Source organism: Aliirhizobium sp. YIM B11859, assembly GCF_057163345.1.
In genome coordinates this window covers 310,929-335,424 of record NZ_JBXHAY010000006.1, presented here as the reverse complement: position 1 = coordinate 335,424, position 24,496 = coordinate 310,929, and the positions used below count along the sequence as shown (strand labels likewise).

Here is a 24,496-nt window from a genome sequence, read left to right as displayed (position 1 = left end):
CAATTCCCGTCGGCAAACAATGTGACGCTGGAAATTCATGTTACCGGCATGAGAACAGACATTTGCGGAATATCGCCGACGGTCATCACACATAAAAAGGCCCCCCCGACAGGGAGCCTTATTTGACTATGCTCATGTCGCTCTAACAGCTACCCGAACTTGTACCGGTGGTGGAGCCGCTGCCCGTGGAACCCGCTGCTGAATTCTCGGCACCCGAGGAGGTGGATGACTGCCCACACGGGCGGTTCGCGTTGCCTCCATCGCCGCCTGTCGTGCTGGAACCATCGGACGACCCCGAATTGCCAGACCCGCCAGAGCTGCCGGACGATCCACTCGAACTTCCCGCACTTCCTGACCCTGAACCATTGTCGCCGCCGCTGGCCCCGGACGAGCCGCCCGAGGCTTGGGCGAGCGCTGACGTCGCCAGGGCAAGTGACAATGCTGTCGCCGTTAGAACTTTGATCATTGTGAATATCCTCCTATTTGCACAACGACCTAACAGGTGAAAGACAGTTATGTTCCGGCACCATTTCGGCACCAGGAAAACGCCTGTCAGGTTCCTGTCGAGAGGCCGTAAACAGCGATCCCGATCCAAACGCAGGCGGCGATCGCCGCGATGCAACCGATCAACGTCAGCACAAAGCGACCGATCTGCACTTTCTTTCGCTGAAGTGCGATCGGATCGGTGTGGTTCTGCAAGGCTGGCTCATCCTGGGTGCGCATATGTGTTCCTCCGTTAATACGAAAGAACAAGACACGTACAGAATAGTTCCGCGGTTCGGGTCGAGAGCGAAAAAAGGCAATCATGGAGCCCACGCGGCTGTCGCCAAAACGGCGATGACGAACGCCACCACGAAGTCACCGCCCATTTAAGCGAGCCAGAGCGATGTAGTGATCACAACCGCAATCGCTCCATTCAAGCCGACTTAGAACAAGTATTGATGCTTTCTACGCACAATTATTCCTCCCGACGATCTAGCAATCCTGCTGATCAGAAGGTTTCCTGCATGCATTCGGCTAGGTGAGACGTGTGTAATCTCTGTAGGCATATGGCCCAATTTCCAGTGGCTCCCGACAATACGGTGTCACGATCGCCGGTAATTCTCGATGACGACAACTTGCCCTGAGAGCGGGAATTTCTCACGCTGTTCATCCTCCAGACCATCAAAAGCAGTGGTAATGAACAATGCGTTTCCAGCCAAAACGCAGCTCGTGGGATTTGGCACCGGCAGATCGATCTGCTCAAGCAGGTCACCACGCGGCGAAAAGACGTTCAGACTGGAACTCCCGAACATTGCAGCGATGACATTGCTATCATTGTCCAAGCACAGGCCATCCGGACTGTTCTCCCCTGTTTTTACGAACACGCACTTGTTCGAGGCGAGACCGGTTTCAATATCGTAATCGTATTGCCAGATCGTGTTTCGGGCAGTGTCCGCGTGATACATGACACGTCCGTCCAAGGACCACGCTTTGCCATTGGCGTTGGCGTAGCCGCCCTCGACCTTTTCCAGCTGATCGCCGCAAAGGACATAGAGCGCTGCGGTCGGCGAAGGATCGTCAGAAGTGTTGATCGTACCCACCCACAGCCTCCCTTGGGGATCAAGCTTGCCATCATTCAGCCGCTGATCCTGCGGAAGCTTCAGCAAAGCAATGGGTGTCTCCTGTCCGCTTTCGGGATCGAAATGATAAACGCCGTCCGGCATGCATAGGACAAGCCCTCTGTCGTGGGGATAGGCAAAGCTGACCTCCTTCGATACCGCCCATGTCTGGTGCGCCCGATTGCCTGGGCAATACCGGTGAACCGAGCGCCCGATGATCGACCCAGTACAGGGAGGCGGTTGCCGCGTCCCAGTAAGCACCTTCACCCAGTTGGCATGCCGGCAACCGTTCGTCGAGAATTCGAACATCCATCATCTGTTTTCCCGAAGTGAGAATATCGCATGGAGCAGAGCAAGATGGCTGAGCCCTTGCGGCAGGTTGCCAAGCCCTGCCCCGTTCGCCGGATCGATCTGTTCGCTCAAAATGCCAAAATTGTTGCCGAGCTTTCGTAGGAGCTGAACCAGCATCTCCTCGGCGCGATCGACCTGACCTAGAAATGCATAGGCTTCGACGAGCCAGCAGCAGCAGGCGACAAAAGCCCCCTCTTCTTTGCTAACCCCGCTATAGCGATAGACAAGCGGCCCGATTACGAGCTCTCGCTCAATAGCATCTCTCGTTTTCCGCAAACGATCGTCATGCTCAAAGCCGAAACGTGTTGTCAGAAGGAGCGCGGCATCAAGCTTGTCTGTTCCAGCGTAGAACGTGTAGGCCTGCTGCGCTTCCGACCAACAATTTGCGTCAATCCACTCCTTTACTCGATGACTTTCAGCATCCCACCGATCCGCGTCGCCCTGGATATGTCCTGCCCTGGCCAATTCCGCCGCCTTGGCGAGTGCCAGCCAACATCCGATCTTGGAGAATGTGTAATGCTGCTGGTCCTCAAGTTCCCAGATCCCGGCATCTTTTTTCTGCCAGCGATCGACGACCTGATCCGCCAATCTCGTTAAGAGCCGGCTTGCGCGGGGATCTAAAACATGTCCCGCGGCGGCAAACAGGGCAGCGGTTTCCAAGAGATCGCCGTAACAGCTCAACTGGACCTGTGTTTTGGCACGATTGCCGGTGCGTACCGGTGACGACCCTTTGTAGCCGGGCACGTCGATAATCTCCTCGTCTGGAACCTCACCGCCTGCCAGTGTGTAGACAACCGAAGGTGTCGGTCCGTCATCGTCGATTGTGCGTACCAGCCAGCCAAACGCAGCGATCGCTTCGGAAAGCGCGCCAGCCCGAAGGAAGGCCTTGATCGTGTAAGCCGCATCACGGATCCAGGCGTAGCGATAGTCGTAGTTCTTATCCCCGCCGATACGCTCCGGCAATCCGGAGGTCGCCGCGGCGGCGATTGCACCGGTCTTCGAGTAGAGCAGGAATTTGAGCGACAGCGCACAGCGGATAAAGTCTGTTTCGAATGGACCATCATAGCTGAGTTTTTCCGACCAGCGCCGCCACTCGTCATCGCTGAAATCAATCCGCGCGTCGATCTCTGACAGTTTCGGTATCGCCAGCGGCGCTTTGTCTGCCACCAGATAGGCGATGCAGGTTCGCGATCCATCTGTTGCCTTATACCGCGCAATCGTCCGCTGATCTTCGTCGGCCGTAATCACCACATCGTCTGAGTGGCAAAACGTCGTCGTCAGATCGCCGATGTAACGAACCGCTGCGTTGGGATGATCAATCCGCCTCACCTCTCCCTGCGCGCAGATCGGGTTGACCACGATCTCGAAATCGACGGTGCCAGCCAGCCCCTCTATGCGACGGGCCAGTTCGCACCATGGCAGCCTGCCACCAGCACCGCTGTTCAAGGACTCGGTCACCCGGGCCCGGCCGGTATCGGTGATGAAGATGGTCTCCAGCACATTGCTGTCTTTGCAATACTGGCGCTCGATCTTGAACGACCGAACCGGCGTCAGCGAAAACCGCCCTCCATCTTCGTCATGCATGCGGTTGAACAGGGGTGGCGAATCCATATCCGGGGCGCACCACCAGTCGATCGAACCATCCGCTCCGACAAGGGCCACCGAGCGACCCTCACCGATAGCAGCGTAATGTTCGAGCGGCAGAAAGCCGCCCGAGCGCTCAGGCTCCAGAGTTTTGAGCATCAGGGCAGCGTGTTGCCGCCGGTGACGCCAAAAACCTCGCCGGTGATGAAGCTCGATTCCTGAGTCGCGAGGAACACGTAAATTGGGGCGCATTCTGCGGGCTGGCCTGGTCGCTTCATCGGGACCTCGCTTCCGAACTCGACAATCTTGTCCTGCGTCTGGCCGCCAGACGTCTGCAGCGGCGTCCAGAAAGGCCCAGGCGCCACGACGTTTACCCGGATCCCGTTGGGCAGAACCTGCTTGGATAGCGCCTTGCTGAAGGCGACAATTGCCGACTTGGTGGGTGCGTAGTCGAGCAGCGTTTCCGATGGCTGGTAGGCCTGGATCGAGGCGGTGTTGATGATGGTGGAGCCCTCTGGCATCAGCGGTATCGCAGCCTTGCAAATCCAGAACAGCGCATAGACATTGGTCTTGAACGTCTCGTCAAACTGGTCGGTCGTGAGATCGGCGATGGAGGCGACAGACTTTTGGCGCCCGGCAACATTGACCAACAGGTCCAGCCCGCCAAGCTCGCCGTGTGCCTTCGTCACCAGCTCCTTGCAAAATGCTTCGCTTTTGAGATCGCCCGCAATGGCAACAGCTTTACGGCCCTCAGCTTCGATGAGCTTTACGACTTCGTCGGCATCAGGTTGCTCTTCCGGAAGATAATTTATGACAACGTCGGCGCCCTCGCGAGCATAGGCGATTGCAGCGGCCCGGCCGATACCAGAGTCTCCGCCCGTCACGAGCGCCTTGCGTCCAACAAGGCGGCCCAGCCCCTTGTAACTCGTTTCGCCGTGATCCGGAACAGGCTGCATTTTTCCGGCAAGGCCAGGAACGGGCTGAGGCTGCTCGGGGAACTTTGGCTGAGGGTATTGGGTCAGAGGGTTCTGAATGTCGAACTGATTGGCTGAAGCCATTGTTTTTCTTCCTTTCGCGTTGGACGGAGACGAAAGCCCCAGGACGAACAGAAGTTCCGCAGATAGTGGAGGTGGCGTCCGCAGATCGCGGAACAGTTACCAATCCCGCCGGTTAAGCCCTCGTCATTCAATCGGAGGAAGATCATGACCGAAGAACAAAGTCGCCCGAGCCCACCTTATCCAGAACAACAGCAGGAGCCGCCGGGCAAAACGGCCTTGATGCAGCCCGTCCCGGATCATGGTGAGAAATCTTATCGCGGCAACGGGAGGCTCGAAGGCAAGGTCGCACTGATCACCGGGGCGGATTCGGGTATTGGTAAGGCTGTGGCAATTGCTTTCGCGCGCGAGGGCGCAGATATCCTGGTCTCCTATCTCAACGAAGACGAGGATGCGGCCGACACCGCCAAATGGGTCGAGGACGCAGGACGTAAGGCGCTTGTCGTGCCGGGGGACATCACATCTGAAGACCATTGCCAGATGATGGTCGGGCGCGCAGTTGATGAGCTCGGCGGGATCGACATCCTGGTCAACAACGCCGCATTTCAGCGCACCTATGACGACATCGCAGATATCCCCGCTGAAGAGTGGGACAAGACCTTCCGGACAAACATCTACGCACCATTCTTCCTGTCGAAGGCCGCCGCCCTCCATATGAAACCCGGGAGTGCGATCATCAACACCACCTCCATCCAGTCGCGACAGCCATCTCCGCAGCTTCTGGCCTATGCATCCACCAAGGGGGCTGTCTCCAACTTTACAGCCGGTCTTGCGGAAATGCTGGCTGAAAAAGGCATTCGTGTAAATGCGGTCGCCCCCGGCCCGATCTGGACACCCCTTATCCCATCCACCATGCCGGCCGACAAAGCCGCGAAGTTCGGGCAACAGACCCTAATGGGCCGCGCCGGCCAGCCTGCCGAACTCGCAGGAGCCTATGTCCTCCTGGCTTCTGAACTTGGAAGCTACATGACGGGCGCCGTCATTCCGGTCACCGGCGGCGAGATCATGATCTAGACCGATCACCGAGGCCGGTAGGGTAACCCACTCTTACGGCCTTCGTGGTTCCGCCTGGGTGAGAGTAGCTTTGCCATTGTTGCATGACAGTTTGGACTTTCCGCATGGAGCATATCCCCATTAAAAAGCCGGCTTAGAGCCACGGCCGGCGTGTGAGGATCGCAGGACAGATCGCGATTTCGTACACTCCGATCTGTGCTGAGCCTATCTTTGTTTATGTTGCGCATTCTCATGCGTACGCAATCTGGGCGTTTTCTGAACTCTCATCAGATTCGTCGTGCCTGCGCGGAACGATTACGCTCACCGAAGGTTAGATGCTCACGGATCTGTGAATAAGGGTCCGATACGAGAGGAAACCTCAGTGAAAAAGATCGTTCTCACCGCGGCGCTCATTAGCGCATCCGCACTGACGGCGCTTGCCCAGACGACACCTGCGCCAAACGCAAATGGCGACACTCCAGCAGTCGCGACGCCGGACACCAAAAACCCGACCGCGCCTGTGGAAGGTGCCAACAGCTTCACCGAAGATCAGGCCAAATCCAGGATCGAAAAAGCCGGCTTCTCCGATGTGAAAAACCTCATGAAGGACGACAAGGGCATCTGGATGGCCGAGGGCAGGAAGGACGGCAAGTCCCTCAGCATCGCCCTCGATTATCAGGGCAACGTCGTCGCGAAGTAATCCGAAGAATCAAGAGGACACACTATCATGAGAACCGTGACAGGACTTTTTGACAACTATTCCGACGCCAGCGCCGCCGTGGGTGCGCTCGAATCGGCAGGCGTGCGATCTGAAGATATCAGCATCGTCTCCAACAACGCCGACAGCCGCCACGCCGACAAGTCGAATGCAGCCGAAGGCGCCGGGACTGGTGCGGGCATTGGCGCTGCGGTCGGTGGGGCCGGTGGACTGCTGACCGGCCTCGGCCTGATGGCCATACCCGGCGTTGGGCCGGTCGTAGCGGCTGGTTGGCTTGCGGCTACCGCCGTCGGTGCTGCCGCTGGGGCCGTTGCCGGCGGCGCTGCCGGCGGGATTATCGGCGCCCTGACAAGCTCAGGTGTCACGGAAGACGACGCGCATGTCTACGCAGAAGGGGTAAGGCGTGGCGGCTCGTTGGTCACAGCCAAAGTCGACGACACTCTTGTACCAGAAGCGGAAGCGATCCTGCAGCGGTCCAACTGGGTCGATCCTGTAGAGAGGCGTCGGTCGTATACCGAGCAGGGCTGGACCCGCTTCGACGATACTCTCGACCCGTACAATCCTGAGCAAATCGAGCAGGAGCGCAACCGCTACCGCACCACAAGGCTCTGACATCCGGCGCGCTCTCACCGGCGTGTCCGGTCAGGTTCAGCCCACATCCAACGAAAAAGGACGATTCTATGGCGACCGAAAAGACATTGAACGACCTCTTCCTTGACACGCTCAAGGATATCTACTTTGCCGAGAAGCAGATCCTGAAGGCTCTGCCCAAAATGGCGCGCGCAGCGCAGTCGGAAGAAGGCAAGGCCGGCTTCCTCCAGCATCGTGATGAAACCCAAGGCCAGATCGAACGTCTTGAGCAGATCTTCGAATTGCTCGGAAAGCCTGCACGCGGCAAGACCTGCGAGGCCATTCAAGGCATTATCGCCGAAGGCGAGGAAATCATCGAAGAGTACAAGGGCACTGCAGCGCTCGATGCCGGCCTCATCTCGTCGGCGCAGGCTGTAGAGCACTACGAGATCGCCCGTTACGGCACGCTGAAATCCTGGGCAACGCAGCTCGGGATGAAGGAAGCGGTTACCCTCCTGGACGCAACGCTTCAGGAAGAGATCGCCACCGACCAGAAGCTGACGGCGCTCGGCGAAGCGTCGGCCAATGCCAAGGGCTCGCTTAAAAAAGCCAGCTGATCCGCCACTACTCCAGAGAGGCCGCCCCCGAGGCGGCCTTTTTGCTGACCACCAATTCGGAAGGAGAGCCTCATGGCCAGAAAACCCGGAAATGCCACGACCGCGTCGAGCAGATCAACCGTGACCATTCATGACCAGAAGATGGACCGCGGTGCGGGTGGCGAACTCCATCAGTCTGCCGACGGCGACACACCGGTTTTGACCACCGCCCAGGGTGGCCCGGTTGCCGATGATCAGAATTCTCTCCGGGTCGGCCCGCGCGGACCGCTTGTCGTCGACGACTTCCATTTTCGCGAAAAGATGTTCCACTTCGACCATGAGCGCATTCCCGAACGGGTGGTCCATGCCCGCGGCTATGGCGCCCATGGTTATTTCGAGACCTACGAGTCGCTTGCCAAATACACCCGCGCTGACCTCTTCCAGCGTCCCGGCGAAAAGACCCCGGCATTCGTGCGTTTCTCGACCGTCGCCGGCAATAAAGGCTCGGCCGATCTCGCCCGCGATGTTCGCGGTTTTGCCGTCAAGATTTATACGCAAGAAGGCAATTGGGACCTAGTCGGCAACAACATCCCGGTTTTCTTCATCCAGGATGCCATCAAATTTCCAGACCTGATCCATGCCGCCAAGCAGGAGCCTGACCGGGCCTTTCCTCAGGCACAGACGGCCCACGACAATTTCTGGGACTTTATCAGCCTCACCCCTGAAAGCATGAATATGGTCATGTGGATCATGTCGGACCGAACTATCCCACGCTCGTTGCGGTTCATGGAAGGGTTCGGCGTCCACACTTTTCGCTTCGTGAATGCCAAGGACGAGTCCACCTTCGTCAAGTTCCACTGGAAGCCAAAGCTTGGGCTGCAGTCCGTCGCCTGGAACGAGGCGGTCAAGATCAACGGCGCCGATCCGGATTTCCATCGTCGCGATCTTTGGAATGCCATCCAGTCCGGCAATTTTCCGGAATGGGAATTACAGGTCCAGCTGTTCGATCAGGAGTTTGCCGACAGCTTCGACTTCGACGTCCTCGACCCGACCAAGATCATTCCGGAAGAGATCCTGCCGCCGCAGCCAATCGGTCGCCTTGTTCTCGATCGGATGCCCGACAATTTCTTTGCCGAGACCGAGCAGGTGGCGTTCATGACCCAGAATGTGCCGCCGGGTATCGATTTCTCGAATGACCCGCTGCTGCAGGGGCGCAACTTTTCCTATCTGGACACACAGCTCAAGCGTCTCGGCGGGCCGAACTTCACCCATCTGCCGATCAATGCACCGAAGTGTCCCTTCGCGCATTTCCAGCAGGATGGCCATATGGCAATGCGCAATCCGGTGGGCCGTGCAAACTATCAGCCAAACTCTTATGGCGAAGGTCCGCGGGAGCAGCCGGCGCGCGGCTTCCGACACTTCCCGGCCGAAGAGCAGGGCGTCAAAGCACGGTTGCGGCCGGAGAGCTTTGCCGACCACTACAGCCAGGCACGGCAATTCTATATGAGCCAGACCGGCGCCGAGCAGCGACACATCGCTTCGGCGCTCACCTTCGAGCTCAGCAAAGTCGAGATGCCCGTCATCCGGGAGCGGATGGTCGCGCACCTGCTCAACATCGACGAGACACTGGCAGCGACAGTTGCCCAGAAGCTTGGGATCAAGACCATGCCAAAAGCGGCAGATGCGGCCGTCCCGACCCGTCAGGATCTAGAGCCCTCGCCTGCCCTGAGCATTGCCGAACGCGGGCCGAAACGCTTCGAGGGCCGGAAACTCGGTATTCTTGTCACCGACGGTGTCGATGCGAAACTGCTGACGGGCCTGACAGACGCCATCGTGAAAGAGAAGGGGGTTGTCGAGCTGATCGCGCCAAAGGTCAGCGGTGTCGAGGCCTCGGATGGCACTCTGATCGAAGCCCAGCATATGATCGATGGGGGGCCGTCGGTCCTCTTCGATGCAGTCGCCCTGTTGACCTCGTCGGCCGGCATTGACGACCTCGTGGATGAGGCGGCAGCCCGCGACTTCGTGGCGGACGCTTTCCAGCATTGCAAGTTCATCGGATACGATCCTTCCGCGACGCCATTGCTGGCGAAGGCAGGGATCGCAGATGCACTTGATGAGGGTGTCGTCGAGCTCCCTGGCGAAAAGGGCCTATCCGCCTTTGTTGCAGAGCTCGGCAAGCTGCGGATCTGGGGCCGCGAGCCCTCAGTTAAGCTGGGAAAGGCATCGCCACCGGTAAAGTAGTTGGGAGACAGGCGCGGCTTTGCCGCGCCTGATCGATCAACCGCCAAAGACTGGTTTGAGACGGCTCTCATGGGTACCGAGTTGGGGAGGTCTTACCAGACTGAAGTACATCCGCTCTGTTCATCCCCTACGCACTCTGGTCCTCAATGCCGCTGCTTCTATTTTCAACTGGTGGGAATTCTTTGCTTAGAGGAAACGCGGCATGAACATCGCGACGACGCGGGCGGATTTTGACACCAGCAAATTTTTCGCCGGGATTGCGCGCGGTATCGCGGGGGCCCTCCTTTTCGCGCTGCCGATGCTTATGACGATGGAGATGTGGCAGCTGGGTGCCTACATGGACCGCACCCGGCTCCTCTTCCTGCTCCTTGCCAACATCCCTCTGCTGATCATTCTCTCCGACAGGGTCGGCTTCGAAAAAACGTCGACATGGCAGCAAGCGATCCGGGATGCCAGCATTGCCTATGCTCTTGGTATCGTTTCCTGCACATTGATCCTGGTCGCGATGGGGGTCATCAAGCAAGACCAGTCGGCGCACGAGATTATCGGGATGATCGCACTGCAGGCCGTTCCTGCGAGTATCGGTGCGATGCTGGGTCGAAGCCAACTTGGTGGGCAGTCGGATGATGAAGGTGCCAAAGGGGAAGGTAGTGATGACGACCCTGTTCACGAAAGAGAGACGAGCTACGCCGGTGAGCTGTTTCTTATGGCCGTCGGTGCGTTGTTCCTCAACCTCAACGTCGCGCCCACGGAAGAAATGATCCTGCTGTCATACAAGATGACGCCTTGGCACGCCCTCGTCATCATCGCCGCCTCGCTGGCGGTGATGCATGGTTTTGTCTACGCCCTGTCGTTTAAAGGGAGCCATGATCTCGCCGAGGGCACACCGAGTTGGCATGCCTTTGTCCGGTTCACATTCCCTGGGTATCTGATCGCTGGTTTGATCAGTGCCTATTGCCTTTGGACGTTTCACAGAACCGATGACATCGGATCCACCCAAACCCTGATGACCATCGTCATCTTGAGCTTCCCCGGCGCCATCGGCGCGGCGGCCGCTCGTCTGATCCTGTGAGGCCGCGATGACAAAAATCTCCAACGGTAAAAACATTGAGCCCAGCGCCCCTCACTGGATCGAATGGATGACAGGTGCCGTCTCAGGAATCATCGTACTCGGCGTGATCGTCTGGATAGGAAAGGACGGGTTGATGGACCGCGACACGTCGCCCAACCTTCATGGAAACGTCGTGAAGATAGAAGAGCGCAGCGATGGGTTCCAGGTTCTGTTCGAAATTCAGAACGATTCCAGTGCAACGGCATCTCAGGTGAAAATTCGAGGTGAATTGAGAGAGCGGGAGTCGGTTCTGGAAAGCTCCGAAACCGTCCTGGACTACGTTCCCGGGCACTCAAAAGTTGGTGGCGGATTGATTTTCCGCGCAAATCCGGTTGGGAAGGACGTAAAGGTCAGAGCGACGGCTTTTGATGAGCCGTAGCCCGACAGTCCCGATAGCGTGTAACGCCTTTCGGTTAGATACCCTATTCGGTCACCCGGGCAACGATCGTCTTGTCGAGCCGGTGTCTTGGGAACCGTTGATCATCGCGTGCTCAACGGTCTTCGCCGAAGGCATCGTGGAACGTTTGGAGTGTCTCACATCCAGCGTCCACGTCATCGTTGAGATGATGCTGGATTTCCGTCCCGATCACCTCCACCCATTTGTGTCGCCGGCGCTCATAAATGGACCTCTGCGGTGAAGGAAAACCCGGATCACCGAATGCGCCGACTGGTATCGCCACAACATCTTGAAGGCCCTCGTTCTCGTAAAGAACGGTCGAGCCGCAGGTGGGACAGAAGAAATATGTTGCTGTCCTTCCACTCTCGCCAGTTCGTTTCCAGTGACTGTAAGAACCATCAACGGTGACGCGTTCCTTGCGGAACCGAGCCTGGACACCGAATGCGCTGCCAGTGCGCCGCTGACATTCCAGGCAATGGCAAACCGACACCCGCAGCGGGTCGCCCTCGCAGTGGACTTTGAGACTGCCGCATCGACACTCCGCAACACGCATGCTGTTGCCTCCAGAGGGGTCGCACCTGCGTCTCTATCGCGATCCCAGCACGAAGTGGGCGCCGACTAACGGCGCCTGCAATCGAGAGAAGCCGCGATAGGCAATGACTGACATGGGACGCAGCCTTCCAACTCTCCCCTACCCATTCGGCCGGATAACGACCTTCACGCAGCCGTCTTCCTTGTCGCGAAAAGTCTTGTAGGCTTCGGGGCCTTCCTCAAGTCCAATCCTGTGGGTGATCAGGAAAGACGGATCTATCTTACCTTCGACAATCAGATCGAGGAGTGGCTCCAGGTATCGCTGGACATGGGTCTGACCGGTTTTAAGAGTCAGTCCCTTGCCGACAAGTGCCCCGAGTGGTGCAGGAACAGCGGGGCCGGCGAAAACGCCCGGAAGCGATACGGTCCCTCCCGGCCGGCAAGCGAGGATCGCCTGGCTGAGTGCGTAGGGCCGCTCCGTCGACGTCAATTTTGTTTGAAGCGTTTCCATCACGCCGCCTGCCCCATGACTTTCCATTCCGACCGCCTCGATGACGGCGTCCGGTCCAAGTCCGTTGGTGATGGCAAGAATCCGCTCCTGCAAATCCTCATCCGCATAATCGAGCGTTTCCGCACCGGAGGCTCTGGCAAGCGCCAATCGCTCAGGCACGGTATCGATGGCAATGACCCGCTCGGCGCCCAGCAGGAAGGCCGACTTGATCGCAAACAGGCCGACCGGACCGCAGCCGAACACAGCCACCGTCTGCCCTTGCTTAATGTCGCAATTTTCTGCCGCCATGTACCCGGTCGGGAAAATATCGCTCAGAAACAGGACCTGCTCATCGGTCAATCCGTCCGGGACGACGATCGGGCCGACATCAGCATAGGGCACGCGCAAATATTGCGCCTGGCCGCCAGGAAAACGGCCGTACATTTCCGAATAACCGAACAGGCCAGCGGTCGGATAGCCGATCTGCTTTGCTTGCTCGGCACCTGCCGGGTTCGAGCGTTCGCATAGAGAGAACTGGCCCCATTTGCACTGCCGGCACTCGCCACAGGAGATTGTGAAGGGTACGACGACACGGTCGCCGATCTTGAGTTTGGAATTGCCGCGGCCAACTTCCACGACCTCGCCCATAGTCTCGTGACCCATGACGTCCCCAGCATGCATGCCGGGAACGAAGCCGCCGTAAAGATGCAGGTCGGAGCCGCAGATTGCGCAGCTTGTCACCTTAATGATGGCGTCGCGATCATCCTGAATGATCGGATCATCGACCTGCTCACAGCGAATGTCGCCGCTTCCGTGCCACGTCAGAGCCTTCATGTCGTGTTCCTCCAAATGTTCTGTGCGTTACAGGGATCAAGATAGCGAAGTGGCAAGAGATCAGGGTCGAGCGGCGCGTCTATTCGACCGCCGGAAGACGGAGCATCTAAGGACCTTCTATTGCGGCTGATGTCATCAACCGCTGGATCGCCAGCCGGCTCGCTGAGCCGGCTGGCAGACATCACTTCTTTTCGAATGCCTTTGTCAGATCATTGACGGCAAAGTTCTGGGCACGCCGCGCATCATCGAGGACAGCATCCATGCCGAAGAACTCGTGCGTCACGCCTTCGTTGTTCATGTAGGTGGTCGTAACACCGGCTGCCTTCAGCTTTTCCGCCAGCATCACACCGTCAGACATCAGCGGATCGATCTCCGCGGTAATGATCGTTGCTGGCGGAAGGCCCTTGAGATCGGCCTTGGTCGGCAGGTTGAGCATCGGGCTCATGGCATCTTCTGGCTTGGCGAGCACCTTGCCGACGAACCAGCCCATGGCGCCCTTGGACAAGGGCATGGCGTTCTGATTGGCGACATAGGAGGGCGTGTTCATGTCGGTACCGGCCACGGGATAGACGAGCAGCATGTGCACCGGCATCTGAACCTTCTGATCACGCGCCATGATCGCGACATTGGTGGCCAGATTGCCGCCGGCGCTTTCGCCGGCCACGGCGACACGGGCCGGATCGCCGCCAAAACTTGCAGCCTTTTCCAGGGCCCATTTGTAGGCGGCGAAGGAATCTTCATGGGCTGCCGGGAACTTGGCTTCCGGTGCATGGCGATATTCGACGCTGACGACGATTGCCTTGGCCTTCGAAGCCAAAGCGAGTGCCGAGGATTCGTAGGTATCGATATTGGCAATCACCCACCCGCCGCCATGGTAGTAGACGATGACCGGCAACGGTCCGGGACCGGCGTCCTCGGGCGTATAAATACGGACCGGCTGCGTGCCGCCCTCGATCGGATAGGTCATGTCCTGCTTCTTGACGGCTGGCATGGGGACCATCTTGCCCTCGTCCTTGAGGACAGCCTTGACCGCATCCGCCGGGGATGGCTGGGTGCGGGCTTCCTCGACGCTGCGCGACTCGATCGGCTTTGCGCCAAGTTCCTGCATCTTCTTGAGGACGATAACCATGTCCTCCTTGTCGGCCCGTTTCATGGTGCCGCTGTCCGGCGTTTCCGCCAGAGGATTGGGCTTCGGCTGTTCCTGCGCAAATGCAGCTGGCACTGCGAAAAGCGCGGTGCTGGCGATCAGGTGAGCGGCAAGGATGGATATACGAACTGAGTTCTTCATGTGAAAATCTTTCAAAGCTTTTGGGTGCGGGCGCGTTAAGCGTCGAGTTCTTTGGTGATGCGTTTGCAGATCGCGACATGTTCCTTGAACACGGCCAGCATCAGCATGCTCAGATGGCGCCCTTGAACCTCGGCTGGGTCTGTCACGCCCGTCGAATTGTGAATAAAGGCGTCGGCGAGATCGCGCAGGTACTCGTGATTTTCGAGCTGAAGGCCGATATAGGCCTTGTCGAAAGCTTTGCCCTTTCCTGCAGACACCACCTTTTCGACCATGCCATGCGCTTCCGCATCCATGCCCGGGCCCATGGCACCAGTATCTTTGAGAACCATGTTGACGGTAATCGCTTCACCCAGCTCGAAACCGGCGAATTCGAGCGCATTCTTCTGGGTGGCTTTATCCGAAGCGACCTGCGAGGTGGCGAGCGAGATTTCGGCACGGCCGATGACGGTCGAATAGAACTGCGCGGCGGTCTTGACGTCCGCGAACGACGCGACTGGCATTGCCGCCATCGGGGTTGCAGCCAAGACCGGACGCGTCTGCGCCAGGACAATAGGTGCTGCGACAACGGCCACCAGGCCGGTGAGAATTGTACGGCGTTCCATATCAGTGCTCCGATAGATTCAACTTCTGGACGCAGCTCTCCAGCAGCGAAACAGCCGTTTTTTTAAGGGGATGAGGTTTGACAGGAATTGTCAGAGTGCTCGTCACCTAAACCGCAAGCTGCTGTTTAAGTTCCATCTGATAATTGCTTCACGATGGATGCCTATCGGCGACATTCAAGTAACGCTCAGTTTCTGACATAAACGCTGCTGGAGATTTCGGCAAAGACCGCATTGCGTTGAGGTCGATCAAACTTTTCTCTCTAAGACCAGATCTCTATGACAAGGGACTTGGCACCGTCAAAACCCGTCGTAAAACCGCCCGCGCGCACTCTAATCGATCTTCGAGATGGGCAGCTACCAAGAAATGAATATACATTAACACTAAAAGAGCGCATCACTGTTCTGCGCCTGCGCCCGGCCTGGATGCAGCATCCCTCTTTCACCGGACACCGCCGCCTATGACCGAGCCCGTCGTAACCGGCGAGACAGGACCGCTTGATCCTCTACTGGAGGACCTCGCATCGATTCGCCCGGATCCGGTCATCTGGCAAAAGGCAGCCGATCGACGGTTCGACGCTGAGCGGAGATGTCCTGACGATACTAAAGAAACTTGAGGAAATTTGCGCACCGCCGCCCCCCGTGTGAGGTCACCCTCAAGAAGCTCTAGCGGCTGCAGGATAATTCCGAGACCTGCGCGTGCGGCGCATAGGAGCAGCTCTCCATGGTCAGCGACAATCCGTACCTTGATTGGGACAATGACCATCCCATGAGGCCCTTTGAACGTCCAGTCGGTCCGAAGCTCTGAATGAGCGTAAACTAGGCACTCGTGATCGGCGAGCTCGGACGGATGCTGTATTCTGACCGCGCTTGCGGCCAGCACGACGCACGCTAACGATAGCACGCAGCCTCCAATCGAAAAGACGCTGGCGGAATATGCAGCCGGCCTGAGATCGCTGGACGTCGACGCAATCGGCAAAGTCTATGCCGATGATGCCGTCTTCTTGCCTTCCAGAAACACCACCGATCACCGGCAAGCCGGCCGTATGGTTGGCCTATTCTGAGCTGTTCAAGGCCGTGAAGCTGGATATCAAATTCCAGGTCGATGAGATCAAGCAACTCGGCGGCGGATGGGCTTATGTGCAGACGCAATCGACGGGGATGGCTGAGCCCTCGACGGACAACGGCCTGCATCTCGCGGCACGCAACAAGGAAGTGTCTCTCATGCACCGAGAAGGCAACGGCTCCTGGCTTGTGTCGCGGTATATGGTTTTGCAGGTGAGGCGGCGTTTAAAGCGCCGCCATCTTGTCTGGTCTTGAACCACTATGAACCGACGACCCAGCAATTTGGGTACTCGGTGACTGGTCTAAGCCAGATAAAGCTGTCCGTTAGCAGGCCGCGCCAGTCATTAACGTGTCCTCCCTGACTGCGTCGGCAAGAAAATCGAGAACCGTGCGGACCCGCATGGGAAGATTTCGGCGCGAAGCATAAACTGCGGTGATCGGCAGCCGTGCCGGCGGCAAACACGACAGAACGTTGATGAGCCTGCCCAACAGAATGTCTTCGGCCACGAGGATATGAGAGAGGATGGCCAGCCCTCCTCCGGCGATGGTAGCTCTATAGACGGCAGTCGCGTTGTTGAACACCATCCGCGGGCTAATCGCTGCCCGCACCTGATCGGCACCATCTGCGAATACCCATGCACGCGTTTCACCGCCGCGGCTGTAGCAGATGCAGTCGTGCTGTGCGATTTCGGCTGGACCACTAGGTTGGCCTCGCTCTGCAACATAGCAGGGCGAGGCAACGAGGAAGGCCGTGGTCCAGCCAAGCCGGCGACAGATCAGACTGCTGTCGGAAACGTCACCGAGACGAACTTCGATGTCTATCCCCTCGCCGACAAGATCCGACGGGTCCTCGCGAAATACGGTTTCGACCGTCAGGCGCGGATGGAGTTTTAAAAGCATAGGCAGACGCTCACTGACATGCAATCCGAGCGGGGCCGGAAGGCTGATCCTTACCCGGCCGGACGCCGTTACGCTTTCGGCCACCGTTGCATCACCCAGCGCCTCCATGGCGTCGATAACCTTGCGGGCCATCGGGATCATCTGCTCACCTTCCACTGTCAGAGACAAACCGTTGGTGCTCCGATGCAGGAGCCGGGTGTTATAATGGGCCTCCAGCGATGAAATTTGCCGGGACACCGCAGGCTGCGTCAAACCGAGGTCCAGCGCTGCACTTGAAAACGACCCCGTCTCGGTAACCCTCAGAAAGGTTCGCAGGGCAGCAACCACATCCATCTGTCATCCCCCTCATATTTCCCCGCATAAAGCTTATGCGAGCAGCTTAGAGCAGTTTCGGTTGCACGTCCATCTATTACGGATATTTTATATCCATAAGGATATTTATAGTCCTTAATAAATGGAGATAACCATGACACAGCGCCTGAACTATGCAGCCCAGTCCCCGGAATTCTTCAAGAAGTTGTCCGACCTCAGCCTTTCGCTCAAGGACAGCGTCATCGAGCAGTCGGTCCGGGATCTGGTGAACATCAGAGCATCTCAGATCAACGGCTGCGGCTTCTGCCTCGACATGCATGTCAAGGAAGCCAAGATCCATGGAGAGAGCGAGCTTCGCCTTTACCATGTCGCCATCTGGCGGGAATCGAACCTGTTCGCCCCGCGCGAGCGCGCCGCTCTTGCCTGGACCGAAGCCGTCACCAAACTTGCTGAAGGCGGCATTTCCGACGAGCTTTACGAGCGCGTTCGCGGTCAGCTTTCGGAGAAGGAAGTCTCCGATCTGACTTTCTCGATCATGACCATCAACGCGTGGAATCGCGTCAGCATCGCGTTCAAGGCCGTGCCCGGCTCGGCCGACAAGCTCTACGGCCTGGAAAAAGCCGGCCTCAGCTGAGCGGCGTTTTGACGGCATACGCCAATTCAAATCCATTCGGCACGCATTTCTCAAAGGAGAACAGACATGAAGATCGTCATCATCGGCGGAACCGGACTTATCGGATCCAAAACGACCGAGCGCCTTCGCGCCAGGGGCCATGAGGTGATCGCCGCCTCTCCGAACACGGGCGTCAATACTATCACCGGCGAAGGCCTTACTGACGCGCTGCAAGGCACCGATGTCGTACTCGACCTTGCAAACTCGCCATCCTTTGAAGACAAAGCGGTCATGGAGTTTTTCGAGACTTCTGGCCGCAATCTCCTGACAGCGGAAAAGGTCGCCGGCGTCAAACATCATGTCGCGCTTTCCGTCGTCGGGACCGAGCGCTTGCAGGAGAGCGGCTACTTCCGGGCAAAGCTCGCTCAGGAGAAGCTGATCAGGGAAAGCGATATTCCCTTCACGATCGTCCATTCCACGCAGTTCATGGAATTCGTCGGCGGTATCGCTCAATCGAGCATGGTCGGAGACAAGGTCCACCTGTCGCCCGCCTTCGTTCAGCCGATCGCCTCCGATGATGTCGCTGATGCGATGGCGGATGTTGCGCTTGGCGCACCGGCCGCCGGGATTGTCGAAATCGCCGGCCCGGATCGCCTTCGTCTCAACGAACTCGTCGCCCGCTATCTGGAATTGATCGGAGACAGCCGCCAGGTCATTGCCGATCCCGAAGCGAAATATTTCGGGGCACATCTCGAGGATGGATCGCTGGTCACCGACAAGGATCCCACGCTCGGCAAGATCGGCTTTGACCAATGGTTGGCAACGGCGCCGCGCCGCTAAGGCAGCCAAATCCTGCAAGTTCGGAAAGGACACGATAATGATCAAGCTCAGCCTTGCGGCCTTCGCCGCATTCTTTCTGGTTGCCGGCACGGCCGGGGCTCACGACACCTCGGGCGGTTCCGCATCGAAGGTGACACTCGTCTACGAACACGAATTGCCGAATGTGCCCGGCAAGAGCATGAAGGGCGTCCTCGTCGAATACGGCCCGGGCGGCTTCTCCGATGCGCATACCCACCCGGATTCGGCCTTCATCTACGCCACCGTGCTGGAAGGCTCCGTTTTGAGCCAGGTCAACGAAGGACCGGTGAAGGAATACAAGGCAGGCGAGAGCTTTTCGGAATATCCGAGCGACCGCCACGGGGTCAGTAAGAACGGGAGCGACACGAAGCCCGCCAAGCTTCTCGCCGTCTTCGTGGTCGATACCACCCAAACGGAGCTGACCTATCCGATAAAGAAGTGAAACCAGTCAGGGACCGGGTGCTAAAGCAGCCCCGGTCCCTCTTCTTTTCAAGGCAAGGGACCCGCAATGGCCTACACTTCGCTGATGCCAGCCTTCCTGACCGTCGATGTCCTCGGCGTGCTTGGGATTCTCGTGTGGCATTTACAGGGACAGCAGAGGCCAACGGCCCGCCTGATCGTCCAGATCCTGTTCTTCGCCTCCATGACGACAGCGCTGATTGTGACCGGCATCCCGCCACACCGCGTAATCACCGGAGAAACCGATGGGTTCGCGGTCTATATGGGCACTGCGGCCCGCGTCCTGTGGTGGGTTCATCTTGCCTGGGCGACGATTGGCTTTATCCGCCTTTACATCGTCCTCGATCGCCGCCCGCAGGAAGCGCGGCTGATCCAGGACCTCATCGTGGCCGGGGTCTATCTCGGGGTTACCTTGTCGATTGTTGGCTTTGTATTCGGCGCCCCGATCGGCACCCTGGTTGCCACATCCGGTGTCGTGGCGATCATTCTGGGTCTGGCGCTGCAGAACACGCTTGGCGACCTGTTTTCGGGGATCGCGCTGACGCTCGGGCGGCCTTTTTCGATCGGGGACTGGATTCAGCTGGCCGATGGCACCGAAGGGCGTGTCGTTCAGAACAACTGGCGTTCGACGCAGGTGCTGACGCCCGCCAACAATCTCGTCGTGCTTCCCAACAGCACGCTCGCCAAAATCGGCCTGACCAACATGACCAGACCTGACGAGAGCCATTTCGTTTTCCTGCCGATCCGTATCACGTCCGACAGTCGACCGACCGAGGTCGAGGCAATCCTGAAGTCCGCGTTGCAGACGTGTCAGTGCATTGTCCAGTCACCGGCTCCGGTCGTCGCACTTAAAGGCATCGACGCGATCGCAATCGATGTGGAGCTTCAGTTTCGGGTCACGGCCCCTGCAGCCCGGACGCCGGCGCGCAACGAGGTCATAGATACGGTCCATCAGCGCTGTGCAACTCACGGCCTGTCATTGGCGATGCCGGCACAGACTTACCTCGGGATTGCCGGAAATTCGCCGGGGAAAAAGGTTTCGGCCTGAGCTTATCCGGCACGTTTGAGAACCCATTCGAAGGTGCCGGACCAGATCTCCGGGCTAATCTCCCGATGAAGGATCGCGCCAAGATCCGCGAACGTCACTTTTCGAAGAGCGGAGCGCCAGGCATCGTCGGCCTCCCACATGATACGAGCGATGGCGCAGGGTCCACTCTCGCAATATCCTTTCGGACGGCATGGATTGTTGGCCCGGATGTTCTGGCAGACAAACGTCCGACCACTGCCCTCCACAGCCTCAACCACGTCGAGGAAGGTTAGCTCATTCGCGGCCTTGGCAAGACGGTATCCGCCGGATGGGCCAAGCGTGGTGTGAACAAGACCTGCCTGCGACAAGCTCTGCAGAGCTTTCGACAGATATTCCTTCGGCAGCCCATGCAGCTCGGCGAGCGCTTTGGTTGACAGGTATCGGCCTTCGGGGAGGCCCGAGAGAATGGCGCAACAGTGTAACGCCCATTCCACTTGGCTTTTAAGGATCATGCGAATGCCCGGGAACGAATTACGGATAAATGATATCCCTATTCCATGCCGCTGTAAATGCGAACACTTGCTTTGTTTTACCCGGTCTCGATGGGGATCGAACTGTCGGCCCCCACACGAACATGGTCGATCACCTTAGCGGCAGATTTTCTGGCCATTCTTGCGCGCCGTGGAGTGCGCGAAGAATTCGAACTGTCGTCTCGGCAATGGCGTAGGCGGCGACATAAGGTGTGCCATTGATGACGAGTTCGCGTGTCCCGGCAATTCGACCCACGCGACCACTTGAAGGAAAATCGAGCACGCGACGTGCGGCAGCGGCTATCCGTTCATCGATCAGGACGGCAGCTGCGGGATTATCTGCCTCGATGTATGTGAAGATGGCGTCACGATCCGATAACGCAAAAGCAGACCAAGTAAGTTTCACGACTCTGGCACACCGCTTTAAGGCGGGCCGCCGCTCGACGTTTGGCAAAGTGCGCCTCGGCCTCTTCGTCCGATAAATCCGGTCGCGTATCGTTTAACGCTTCGAGCACCTTGGTCCGAAACCAGGTGTCATGGGCCTCACTGCCGGATAGAAGCTCAAGAGGCAGAGCGCTCGTAAAAAAGAGACCGGGCACGAGGCCCGGTCAAATCGCTCCGGTTTGGGAGAGATTATTTCGCAGGGCGGATGTTCACGGCAAGCGTATCCTCGTCGGAACGCGGCGTGATGGTGATCGTCTTCTTCATGCCCCAGGCCGATACGACCGACGCCACGGCAAGGTTCGGACGATCGGTAGCGACCAGCGCGTTCGCATCCTTCAGATACTGCTCACGCTTCTTGACATCCATTTCCACGCCGGCGTTCTCGATCAGCTTGTCGAGTTCCGGGTTGGCGTAGTTGCGGATATTGAAGCTGCCGAGCTTCTTGGCCGGCTCGTTGGAATGGACCAGCGAAGACAAGGTGTAGTTGGATTCACCCGTGAGCGTACCCCAGCCCGACATCGTGAACGAATAGTCGCCGCGGGTATTGGCCGGGAAGAAGACGGCGCCCGGCTGGGCATTCGCTTCCACCTGAATGCCGATTGCCGTCAGCATCTGAGCGATCGTCGTTCCGGTTTCCTTGTCGCCCGGCAGGCGGTCGTTGGTGAAGCTGAAGACGACCTTGAAACCGTTCGGATAACCGGCATCGGCGAGCAGCTTCTTGGCCTTCTCGATATCCGGTTTCGGCAGCTTTACATCCGGGTTGTAACCAAAGATGTTCGGCGTCACGAGCTGCGACTGCGGCGTACCGAGGCCTTCCATGGCGATTTCGGTGATCGTTTCGCGGTCGATTGCCAGATCGAAGGCTTCGCGGACGCGCGGATCCTGAAAGGGGTTCTTGGGAAGCGGCGAGCCGTCCTTTGCAGTTACCTGCGGTGGCTTGTCACGGAAATCGAAGGAGATGTTGAACAGGTAAACGCTGTTCTGGCGCAAGACAGTAAGTTTCGAATCCTTCTCGAGCGTCGGCACGTCCGAAGCCGGAATGCGGGCGATGATATCGACTTGGCCGGCCTTCAGTTGGGCAACGCGGGCAGCGTCATTGGGGATTTCCTTGCGGATCACCTTGTCCCACGGCTCCTTGCCGCCCCAGTATCCGTCAAAGCTCTGCAGGACGAGCTGTTCCTTCGGCGTCCACGACACGAACTTATACGGGCCGGTACCGATTGCCGCCTTGCCTGAATTGAAGCCTTCCGAAGCCTTTTCGGGAGTGTCCGAATAGTCCTTGGCCGCGATGTGCGAGACAATGAAGAGACGGATGAAATCGTTCGGCAGGGCCGGCGCGGGACCATCCGTCTTGATGCGGATCGTCAGCGGATCCACGATTTCGATGCCTTTGACGCGGCGAACATAGATGGTCGTCGGGTTAGGGCCGGCAACGTGCGGAATGCGCTCGATCGAGAATTTCACGTCTTCGGCGGTGAAGTCGGATCCGTCATGAAACTTGACGCCCGGACGGAGTTTGAATTCCCAAGTCGTATCGTCGACCGCGTTCCAGCTGGTCGCCAAGCCAGGCTCCAGTTCGAGATTGTTGCCGGATTTCACCAGCGAGTCGAAGATGTGCTTGACCGCCTCGGCATGCGTGCCGGCAGCGGTGAAGTCGGGATCGATGGACAGCGGGCCGGCGCGTACGCCGATCGTCAGGTCTGCCGCAAAAGCTGCGCTCGACACGCCGCCAAGTAGGAAGGCAGCCAGGGCGACAGTGTGGGCAGCAGTACGCAAATGGGTCAAAGCACTCATTCGTCATTCTCCTCTATGGTTGTGATTGTAGGCCAGTTGGGTGCGTCCACGACGACCTTGGCAAGCAGTTCGGAGAGCATCAGCCGCTCGGCAGGTGTCAGCGCCGACACCATGGCGCTCTCGCGCTCGACCATCGGCTGCATGGCCTGGTCGACGATACGTCTGCCTTCCTTGGTAATGTACAAGACGAAACTTCTCAGATCCGCCTGATCGACCTCTCGACGGATGATGTTCTTGTCGACCAGTTTTTGAATTGCGCGACTGATGGTGTTTTTCGGAAAGCCGGAGGAACTGCAGATGGCGCTCGCTGTCAGCCCGTCGGAAAGGCCGAGCGAATACAGCACCACGACCTCGGGCCGCGTTACCCCATGTTCCTTTTCGAGCAGGCGGTAGATCGGCTCGTTAAACTGCAACGCCAGGAAGTTGATCCGGAAGGACAACCAGCACGGATTTTGCCAGAGTTTGATCGAGACGAGGTCTTCGACATGGCGATTGCCGGCGGCGATCCTGCCTCCGTCCTGCAACAAACCAAACAGCTCTTGCTCCGAAGTCTCTACCACAATTCCCGCCTCTAGCGTCCAAGTATTAGTCCCGTATGGAACTTGACGCGGCTATAAATGGCTGTCAATTTCTTTTTTTAGTCCCGCATGGAACTTTGTATGGGGACGCGCCGCGGGAGAAAAAGCACAAAGTTTGTGCGTCGAGGCTGAAAAAAGAACTTTCTTTGCGCAACGGAGCGAAGATTGAGAACAAGGAGAGCAAATTGAAGATCGCCGAGATGAATTGGATGCAGGTGGAAGCGCGCGCATCCGAAGACGATCGCTGCATTTTTCCGATCGGCAGCGTTGAACAGCACGCCTATCTCAGCCTCGCGACCGATATGATATTGGCTGAGAAGGTATCGCTCGATGCAGCAGAACCGCTCGGCATTCCGGTCTTTCCGGCTCTCCCTTATGGCCTGGCCTCTTCCTTTGCCGAATTTCCAGGCACGCTGAGCCTCTCGCTCTCTACCTATGTCGCGGTTATCCGCGATCTCCTGGACGGCATCTACACGTCGGGCTTTCGCCGGATCCTCGTCGTCAACGGCCACGGGGGCAATCTGCCCGCCGCGACGGTTATTTCCGAATGGCTGAACGCCCATCCGGACGCTTCGATAAAATTCCACGACTGGTGGCGGGCGCCGAAGACCTGGGCCAAAGTGCAGGAGATCGATCCGGCCGCCTCGCACGCATCCTGGATGGAAAACTTTCCCTGGACCCGGACAACCGACCAGCGCCAGCCGACGACATCCAAGCCCCGGATCGATTTCGCAGCCCTCGCACGCGTTGGCGCGGTGCAAAAACGCCAGCTGCTCGGCGATGGCAATTACCACGGCCTATATGAACGCCCCGATACGGATATGCTGGCAATCTGGAACGTTGCGGTTTCTGAAACGCGCGAGCTTCTTGAAAACGACTGGCATTGATCACCAACCCCGACGGGCTGCCTTCTTGACCCGCAAGATACGGACAAAACCCGCACAAGACGGGAGAATT

Annotated in this window: 27 protein-coding genes and 1 pseudogene; 13 read left to right on the top strand and 15 right to left on the bottom strand. The window is 58.1% G+C overall.

Translation table 11 applies throughout. The features are described from left to right. Positions 1 to 552 precede the first annotated feature (552 nt). The 4 genes from AC2GXZ_RS23080 to AC2GXZ_RS23065 all read right to left on the bottom strand — a co-directional run bounded on the left by AC2GXZ_RS23080 (position 553) and on the right by AC2GXZ_RS23065 (position 4,594). Positions 553 to 723, bottom strand: a complete 171-nt coding sequence (locus tag AC2GXZ_RS23080) for a hypothetical protein (protein WP_483761550.1) — start codon at positions 721 to 723, stop codon at positions 553 to 555. Positions 724 to 1,085: 362 nt separating this feature from the next. Continuing rightward, positions 1,086 to 1,910 (bottom strand): SMP-30/gluconolactonase/LRE family protein, encoded by an 825-nt coding sequence (locus tag AC2GXZ_RS23075; protein WP_483761549.1) that lies wholly within the window; start codon positions 1,908 to 1,910, stop codon positions 1,086 to 1,088. Between the two features lie 3 nt (positions 1,911 to 1,913). Further along, the gene (locus AC2GXZ_RS23070) at positions 1,914 to 3,788 is read right to left on the bottom strand and encodes a glycoside hydrolase family 15 protein (RefSeq protein WP_483761548.1); all 1,875 of its coding nucleotides are present in this window, start codon (positions 3,786 to 3,788) and stop codon (positions 1,914 to 1,916) included. Further along, positions 3,695 to 4,594, bottom strand: a complete 900-nt coding sequence (locus AC2GXZ_RS23065; RefSeq protein WP_483761547.1) for an SDR family oxidoreductase — start codon at positions 4,592 to 4,594, stop codon at positions 3,695 to 3,697. Before AC2GXZ_RS23065 ends, AC2GXZ_RS23070 begins: the two co-directional genes overlap by 94 nt. Positions 4,595 to 4,738: 144 nt before the next feature. Between AC2GXZ_RS23065 and AC2GXZ_RS23060 the strand changes: the two genes are divergently transcribed. The 7 genes from AC2GXZ_RS23060 (at position 4,739) to AC2GXZ_RS23030 (ending at position 11,199) form a co-directional block, all read left to right on the top strand. Next, positions 4,739 to 5,605: an SDR family oxidoreductase gene (locus AC2GXZ_RS23060; RefSeq protein WP_483761546.1), complete on the top strand. Its 867-nt coding sequence runs from the start codon at positions 4,739 to 4,741 to the stop codon at positions 5,603 to 5,605. Positions 5,606 to 5,966: 361 nt separating this feature from the next. Next, positions 5,967 to 6,284, top strand: coding sequence for a PepSY domain-containing protein (locus AC2GXZ_RS23055; RefSeq protein ID WP_483761545.1), 318 nt, complete (start codon positions 5,967 to 5,969; stop codon positions 6,282 to 6,284). A gap of 27 nt (positions 6,285 to 6,311) precedes the next feature. Then, positions 6,312 to 6,914, top strand: coding sequence for a hypothetical protein (locus tag AC2GXZ_RS23050; RefSeq protein WP_483761544.1), 603 nt, complete (start codon positions 6,312 to 6,314; stop codon positions 6,912 to 6,914). A gap of 68 nt (positions 6,915 to 6,982) precedes the next feature. Then, complete coding sequence (locus AC2GXZ_RS23045; protein WP_483761543.1) at positions 6,983 to 7,489, top strand: YciE/YciF ferroxidase family protein; 507 nt, start codon at positions 6,983 to 6,985, stop codon at positions 7,487 to 7,489. Between the two features lie 72 nt (positions 7,490 to 7,561). After that, entirely contained in the window at positions 7,562 to 9,709 is a 2,148-nt protein-coding gene (katE, locus tag AC2GXZ_RS23040; protein ID WP_483761542.1) for a catalase, read from the top strand. A gap of 202 nt (positions 9,710 to 9,911) precedes the next feature. After that, a complete protein-coding gene (locus AC2GXZ_RS23035) occupies positions 9,912 to 10,781 on the top strand; it encodes a TIGR02587 family membrane protein (protein WP_483761541.1) in 870 nt (289 codons plus the stop codon). Between the two features lie 7 nt (positions 10,782 to 10,788). After that, on the top strand, positions 10,789 to 11,199 hold the full coding sequence (locus AC2GXZ_RS23030) for a TIGR02588 family protein (protein ID WP_483761540.1): 411 nt from the start codon (positions 10,789 to 10,791) through the stop codon (positions 11,197 to 11,199). A gap of 112 nt (positions 11,200 to 11,311) precedes the next feature. Here the strand turns inward: AC2GXZ_RS23030 and AC2GXZ_RS23025 are convergent, their stop codons facing one another. The 5 genes from AC2GXZ_RS23025 to AC2GXZ_RS23005 all read right to left on the bottom strand — a co-directional run bounded on the left by AC2GXZ_RS23025 (position 11,312) and on the right by AC2GXZ_RS23005 (position 15,842). After that, the gene (locus AC2GXZ_RS23025; RefSeq protein ID WP_483761539.1) at positions 11,312 to 11,770 is read right to left on the bottom strand and encodes a GFA family protein; all 459 of its coding nucleotides are present in this window, start codon (positions 11,768 to 11,770) and stop codon (positions 11,312 to 11,314) included. Positions 11,771 to 11,908: 138 nt separating this feature from the next. After that, entirely contained in the window at positions 11,909 to 13,072 is a 1,164-nt protein-coding gene (locus AC2GXZ_RS23020) for a zinc-dependent alcohol dehydrogenase (RefSeq protein WP_483761538.1), read from the bottom strand. A 181-nt stretch (positions 13,073 to 13,253) separates the two neighbouring features. After that, positions 13,254 to 14,360 (bottom strand): alpha/beta hydrolase, encoded by a 1,107-nt coding sequence (locus AC2GXZ_RS23015; RefSeq protein WP_483761537.1) that lies wholly within the window; start codon positions 14,358 to 14,360, stop codon positions 13,254 to 13,256. A 35-nt stretch (positions 14,361 to 14,395) separates the two neighbouring features. Then, positions 14,396 to 14,962: a hypothetical protein gene (locus AC2GXZ_RS23010; protein ID WP_483761536.1), complete on the bottom strand. Its 567-nt coding sequence runs from the start codon at positions 14,960 to 14,962 to the stop codon at positions 14,396 to 14,398. A gap of 439 nt (positions 14,963 to 15,401) precedes the next feature. Next, the gene (locus tag AC2GXZ_RS23005; protein ID WP_483761535.1) at positions 15,402 to 15,842 is read right to left on the bottom strand and encodes a LysR substrate-binding domain-containing protein; all 441 of its coding nucleotides are present in this window, start codon (positions 15,840 to 15,842) and stop codon (positions 15,402 to 15,404) included. A 101-nt stretch (positions 15,843 to 15,943) separates the two neighbouring features. Here AC2GXZ_RS23005 and AC2GXZ_RS23000 point away from each other — a divergent pair, with 101 nt between their 5' ends. Continuing rightward, complete coding sequence (locus AC2GXZ_RS23000; protein ID WP_483761534.1) at positions 15,944 to 16,279, top strand: hypothetical protein; 336 nt, start codon at positions 15,944 to 15,946, stop codon at positions 16,277 to 16,279. Between the two features lie 69 nt (positions 16,280 to 16,348). Here AC2GXZ_RS23000 and AC2GXZ_RS22995 read toward each other — a convergent pair whose 3' ends face one another. Beyond that, positions 16,349 to 17,257, bottom strand: coding sequence for a LysR family transcriptional regulator (locus AC2GXZ_RS22995; RefSeq protein WP_483761533.1), 909 nt, complete (start codon positions 17,255 to 17,257; stop codon positions 16,349 to 16,351). 133 nt (positions 17,258 to 17,390) lie between these two features. Here AC2GXZ_RS22995 and AC2GXZ_RS22990 point away from each other — a divergent pair, with 133 nt between their 5' ends. From AC2GXZ_RS22990 to AC2GXZ_RS22975, 4 genes are all read left to right on the top strand, one after another. Further along, the gene (locus AC2GXZ_RS22990; RefSeq protein WP_483761532.1) at positions 17,391 to 17,870 is read left to right on the top strand and encodes a carboxymuconolactone decarboxylase family protein; all 480 of its coding nucleotides are present in this window, start codon (positions 17,391 to 17,393) and stop codon (positions 17,868 to 17,870) included. 66 nt (positions 17,871 to 17,936) lie between these two features. Further along, positions 17,937 to 18,689 carry an SDR family oxidoreductase gene (locus AC2GXZ_RS22985; RefSeq protein ID WP_483761531.1) on the top strand — a complete coding sequence of 251 codons (753 nt, stop codon included), beginning with the start codon at positions 17,937 to 17,939 and terminating at the stop codon, positions 18,687 to 18,689. Positions 18,690 to 18,726: 37 nt separating this feature from the next. After that, on the top strand, positions 18,727 to 19,149 hold the full coding sequence (locus AC2GXZ_RS22980; RefSeq protein WP_483761530.1) for a cupin domain-containing protein: 423 nt from the start codon (positions 18,727 to 18,729) through the stop codon (positions 19,147 to 19,149). 66 nt (positions 19,150 to 19,215) lie between these two features. Then, positions 19,216 to 20,214 (top strand): mechanosensitive ion channel family protein, encoded by a 999-nt coding sequence (locus tag AC2GXZ_RS22975; protein ID WP_483761529.1) that lies wholly within the window; start codon positions 19,216 to 19,218, stop codon positions 20,212 to 20,214. A 2-nt stretch (positions 20,215 to 20,216) separates the two neighbouring features. Here AC2GXZ_RS22975 and AC2GXZ_RS22970 read toward each other — a convergent pair whose 3' ends face one another. From AC2GXZ_RS22970 to AC2GXZ_RS22950, 5 genes and pseudogenes are all read right to left on the bottom strand, one after another. After that, on the bottom strand, positions 20,217 to 20,705 hold the full coding sequence (locus AC2GXZ_RS22970; protein ID WP_483761528.1) for an RrF2 family transcriptional regulator: 489 nt from the start codon (positions 20,703 to 20,705) through the stop codon (positions 20,217 to 20,219). A 130-nt stretch (positions 20,706 to 20,835) separates the two neighbouring features. Then, entirely contained in the window at positions 20,836 to 21,129 is a 294-nt protein-coding gene (locus tag AC2GXZ_RS22965) for a type II toxin-antitoxin system RelE/ParE family toxin (RefSeq protein WP_483761527.1), read from the bottom strand. Beyond that, positions 21,089 to 21,298, bottom strand: a pseudogene (locus tag AC2GXZ_RS22960) (hypothetical protein); the annotation flags it as partial. The gene AC2GXZ_RS22965 and the pseudogene AC2GXZ_RS22960, both read right to left, overlap by 41 nt. Positions 21,299 to 21,356: 58 nt before the next feature. Continuing rightward, on the bottom strand, positions 21,357 to 22,961 hold the full coding sequence (locus AC2GXZ_RS22955; protein WP_483761526.1) for an ABC transporter substrate-binding protein: 1,605 nt from the start codon (positions 22,959 to 22,961) through the stop codon (positions 21,357 to 21,359). Then, a complete protein-coding gene (locus tag AC2GXZ_RS22950) occupies positions 22,958 to 23,521 on the bottom strand; it encodes a MarR family winged helix-turn-helix transcriptional regulator (protein WP_483761525.1) in 564 nt (187 codons plus the stop codon). Before AC2GXZ_RS22950 ends, AC2GXZ_RS22955 begins: the two co-directional genes overlap by 4 nt. A gap of 35 nt (positions 23,522 to 23,556) precedes the next feature. Between AC2GXZ_RS22950 and AC2GXZ_RS22945 the strand changes: the two genes are divergently transcribed. Next, positions 23,557 to 24,426, top strand: a complete 870-nt coding sequence (locus tag AC2GXZ_RS22945) for a creatininase family protein (RefSeq protein ID WP_483761524.1) — start codon at positions 23,557 to 23,559, stop codon at positions 24,424 to 24,426. The last annotated feature ends 70 nt before the right edge of the window (positions 24,427 to 24,496 follow it).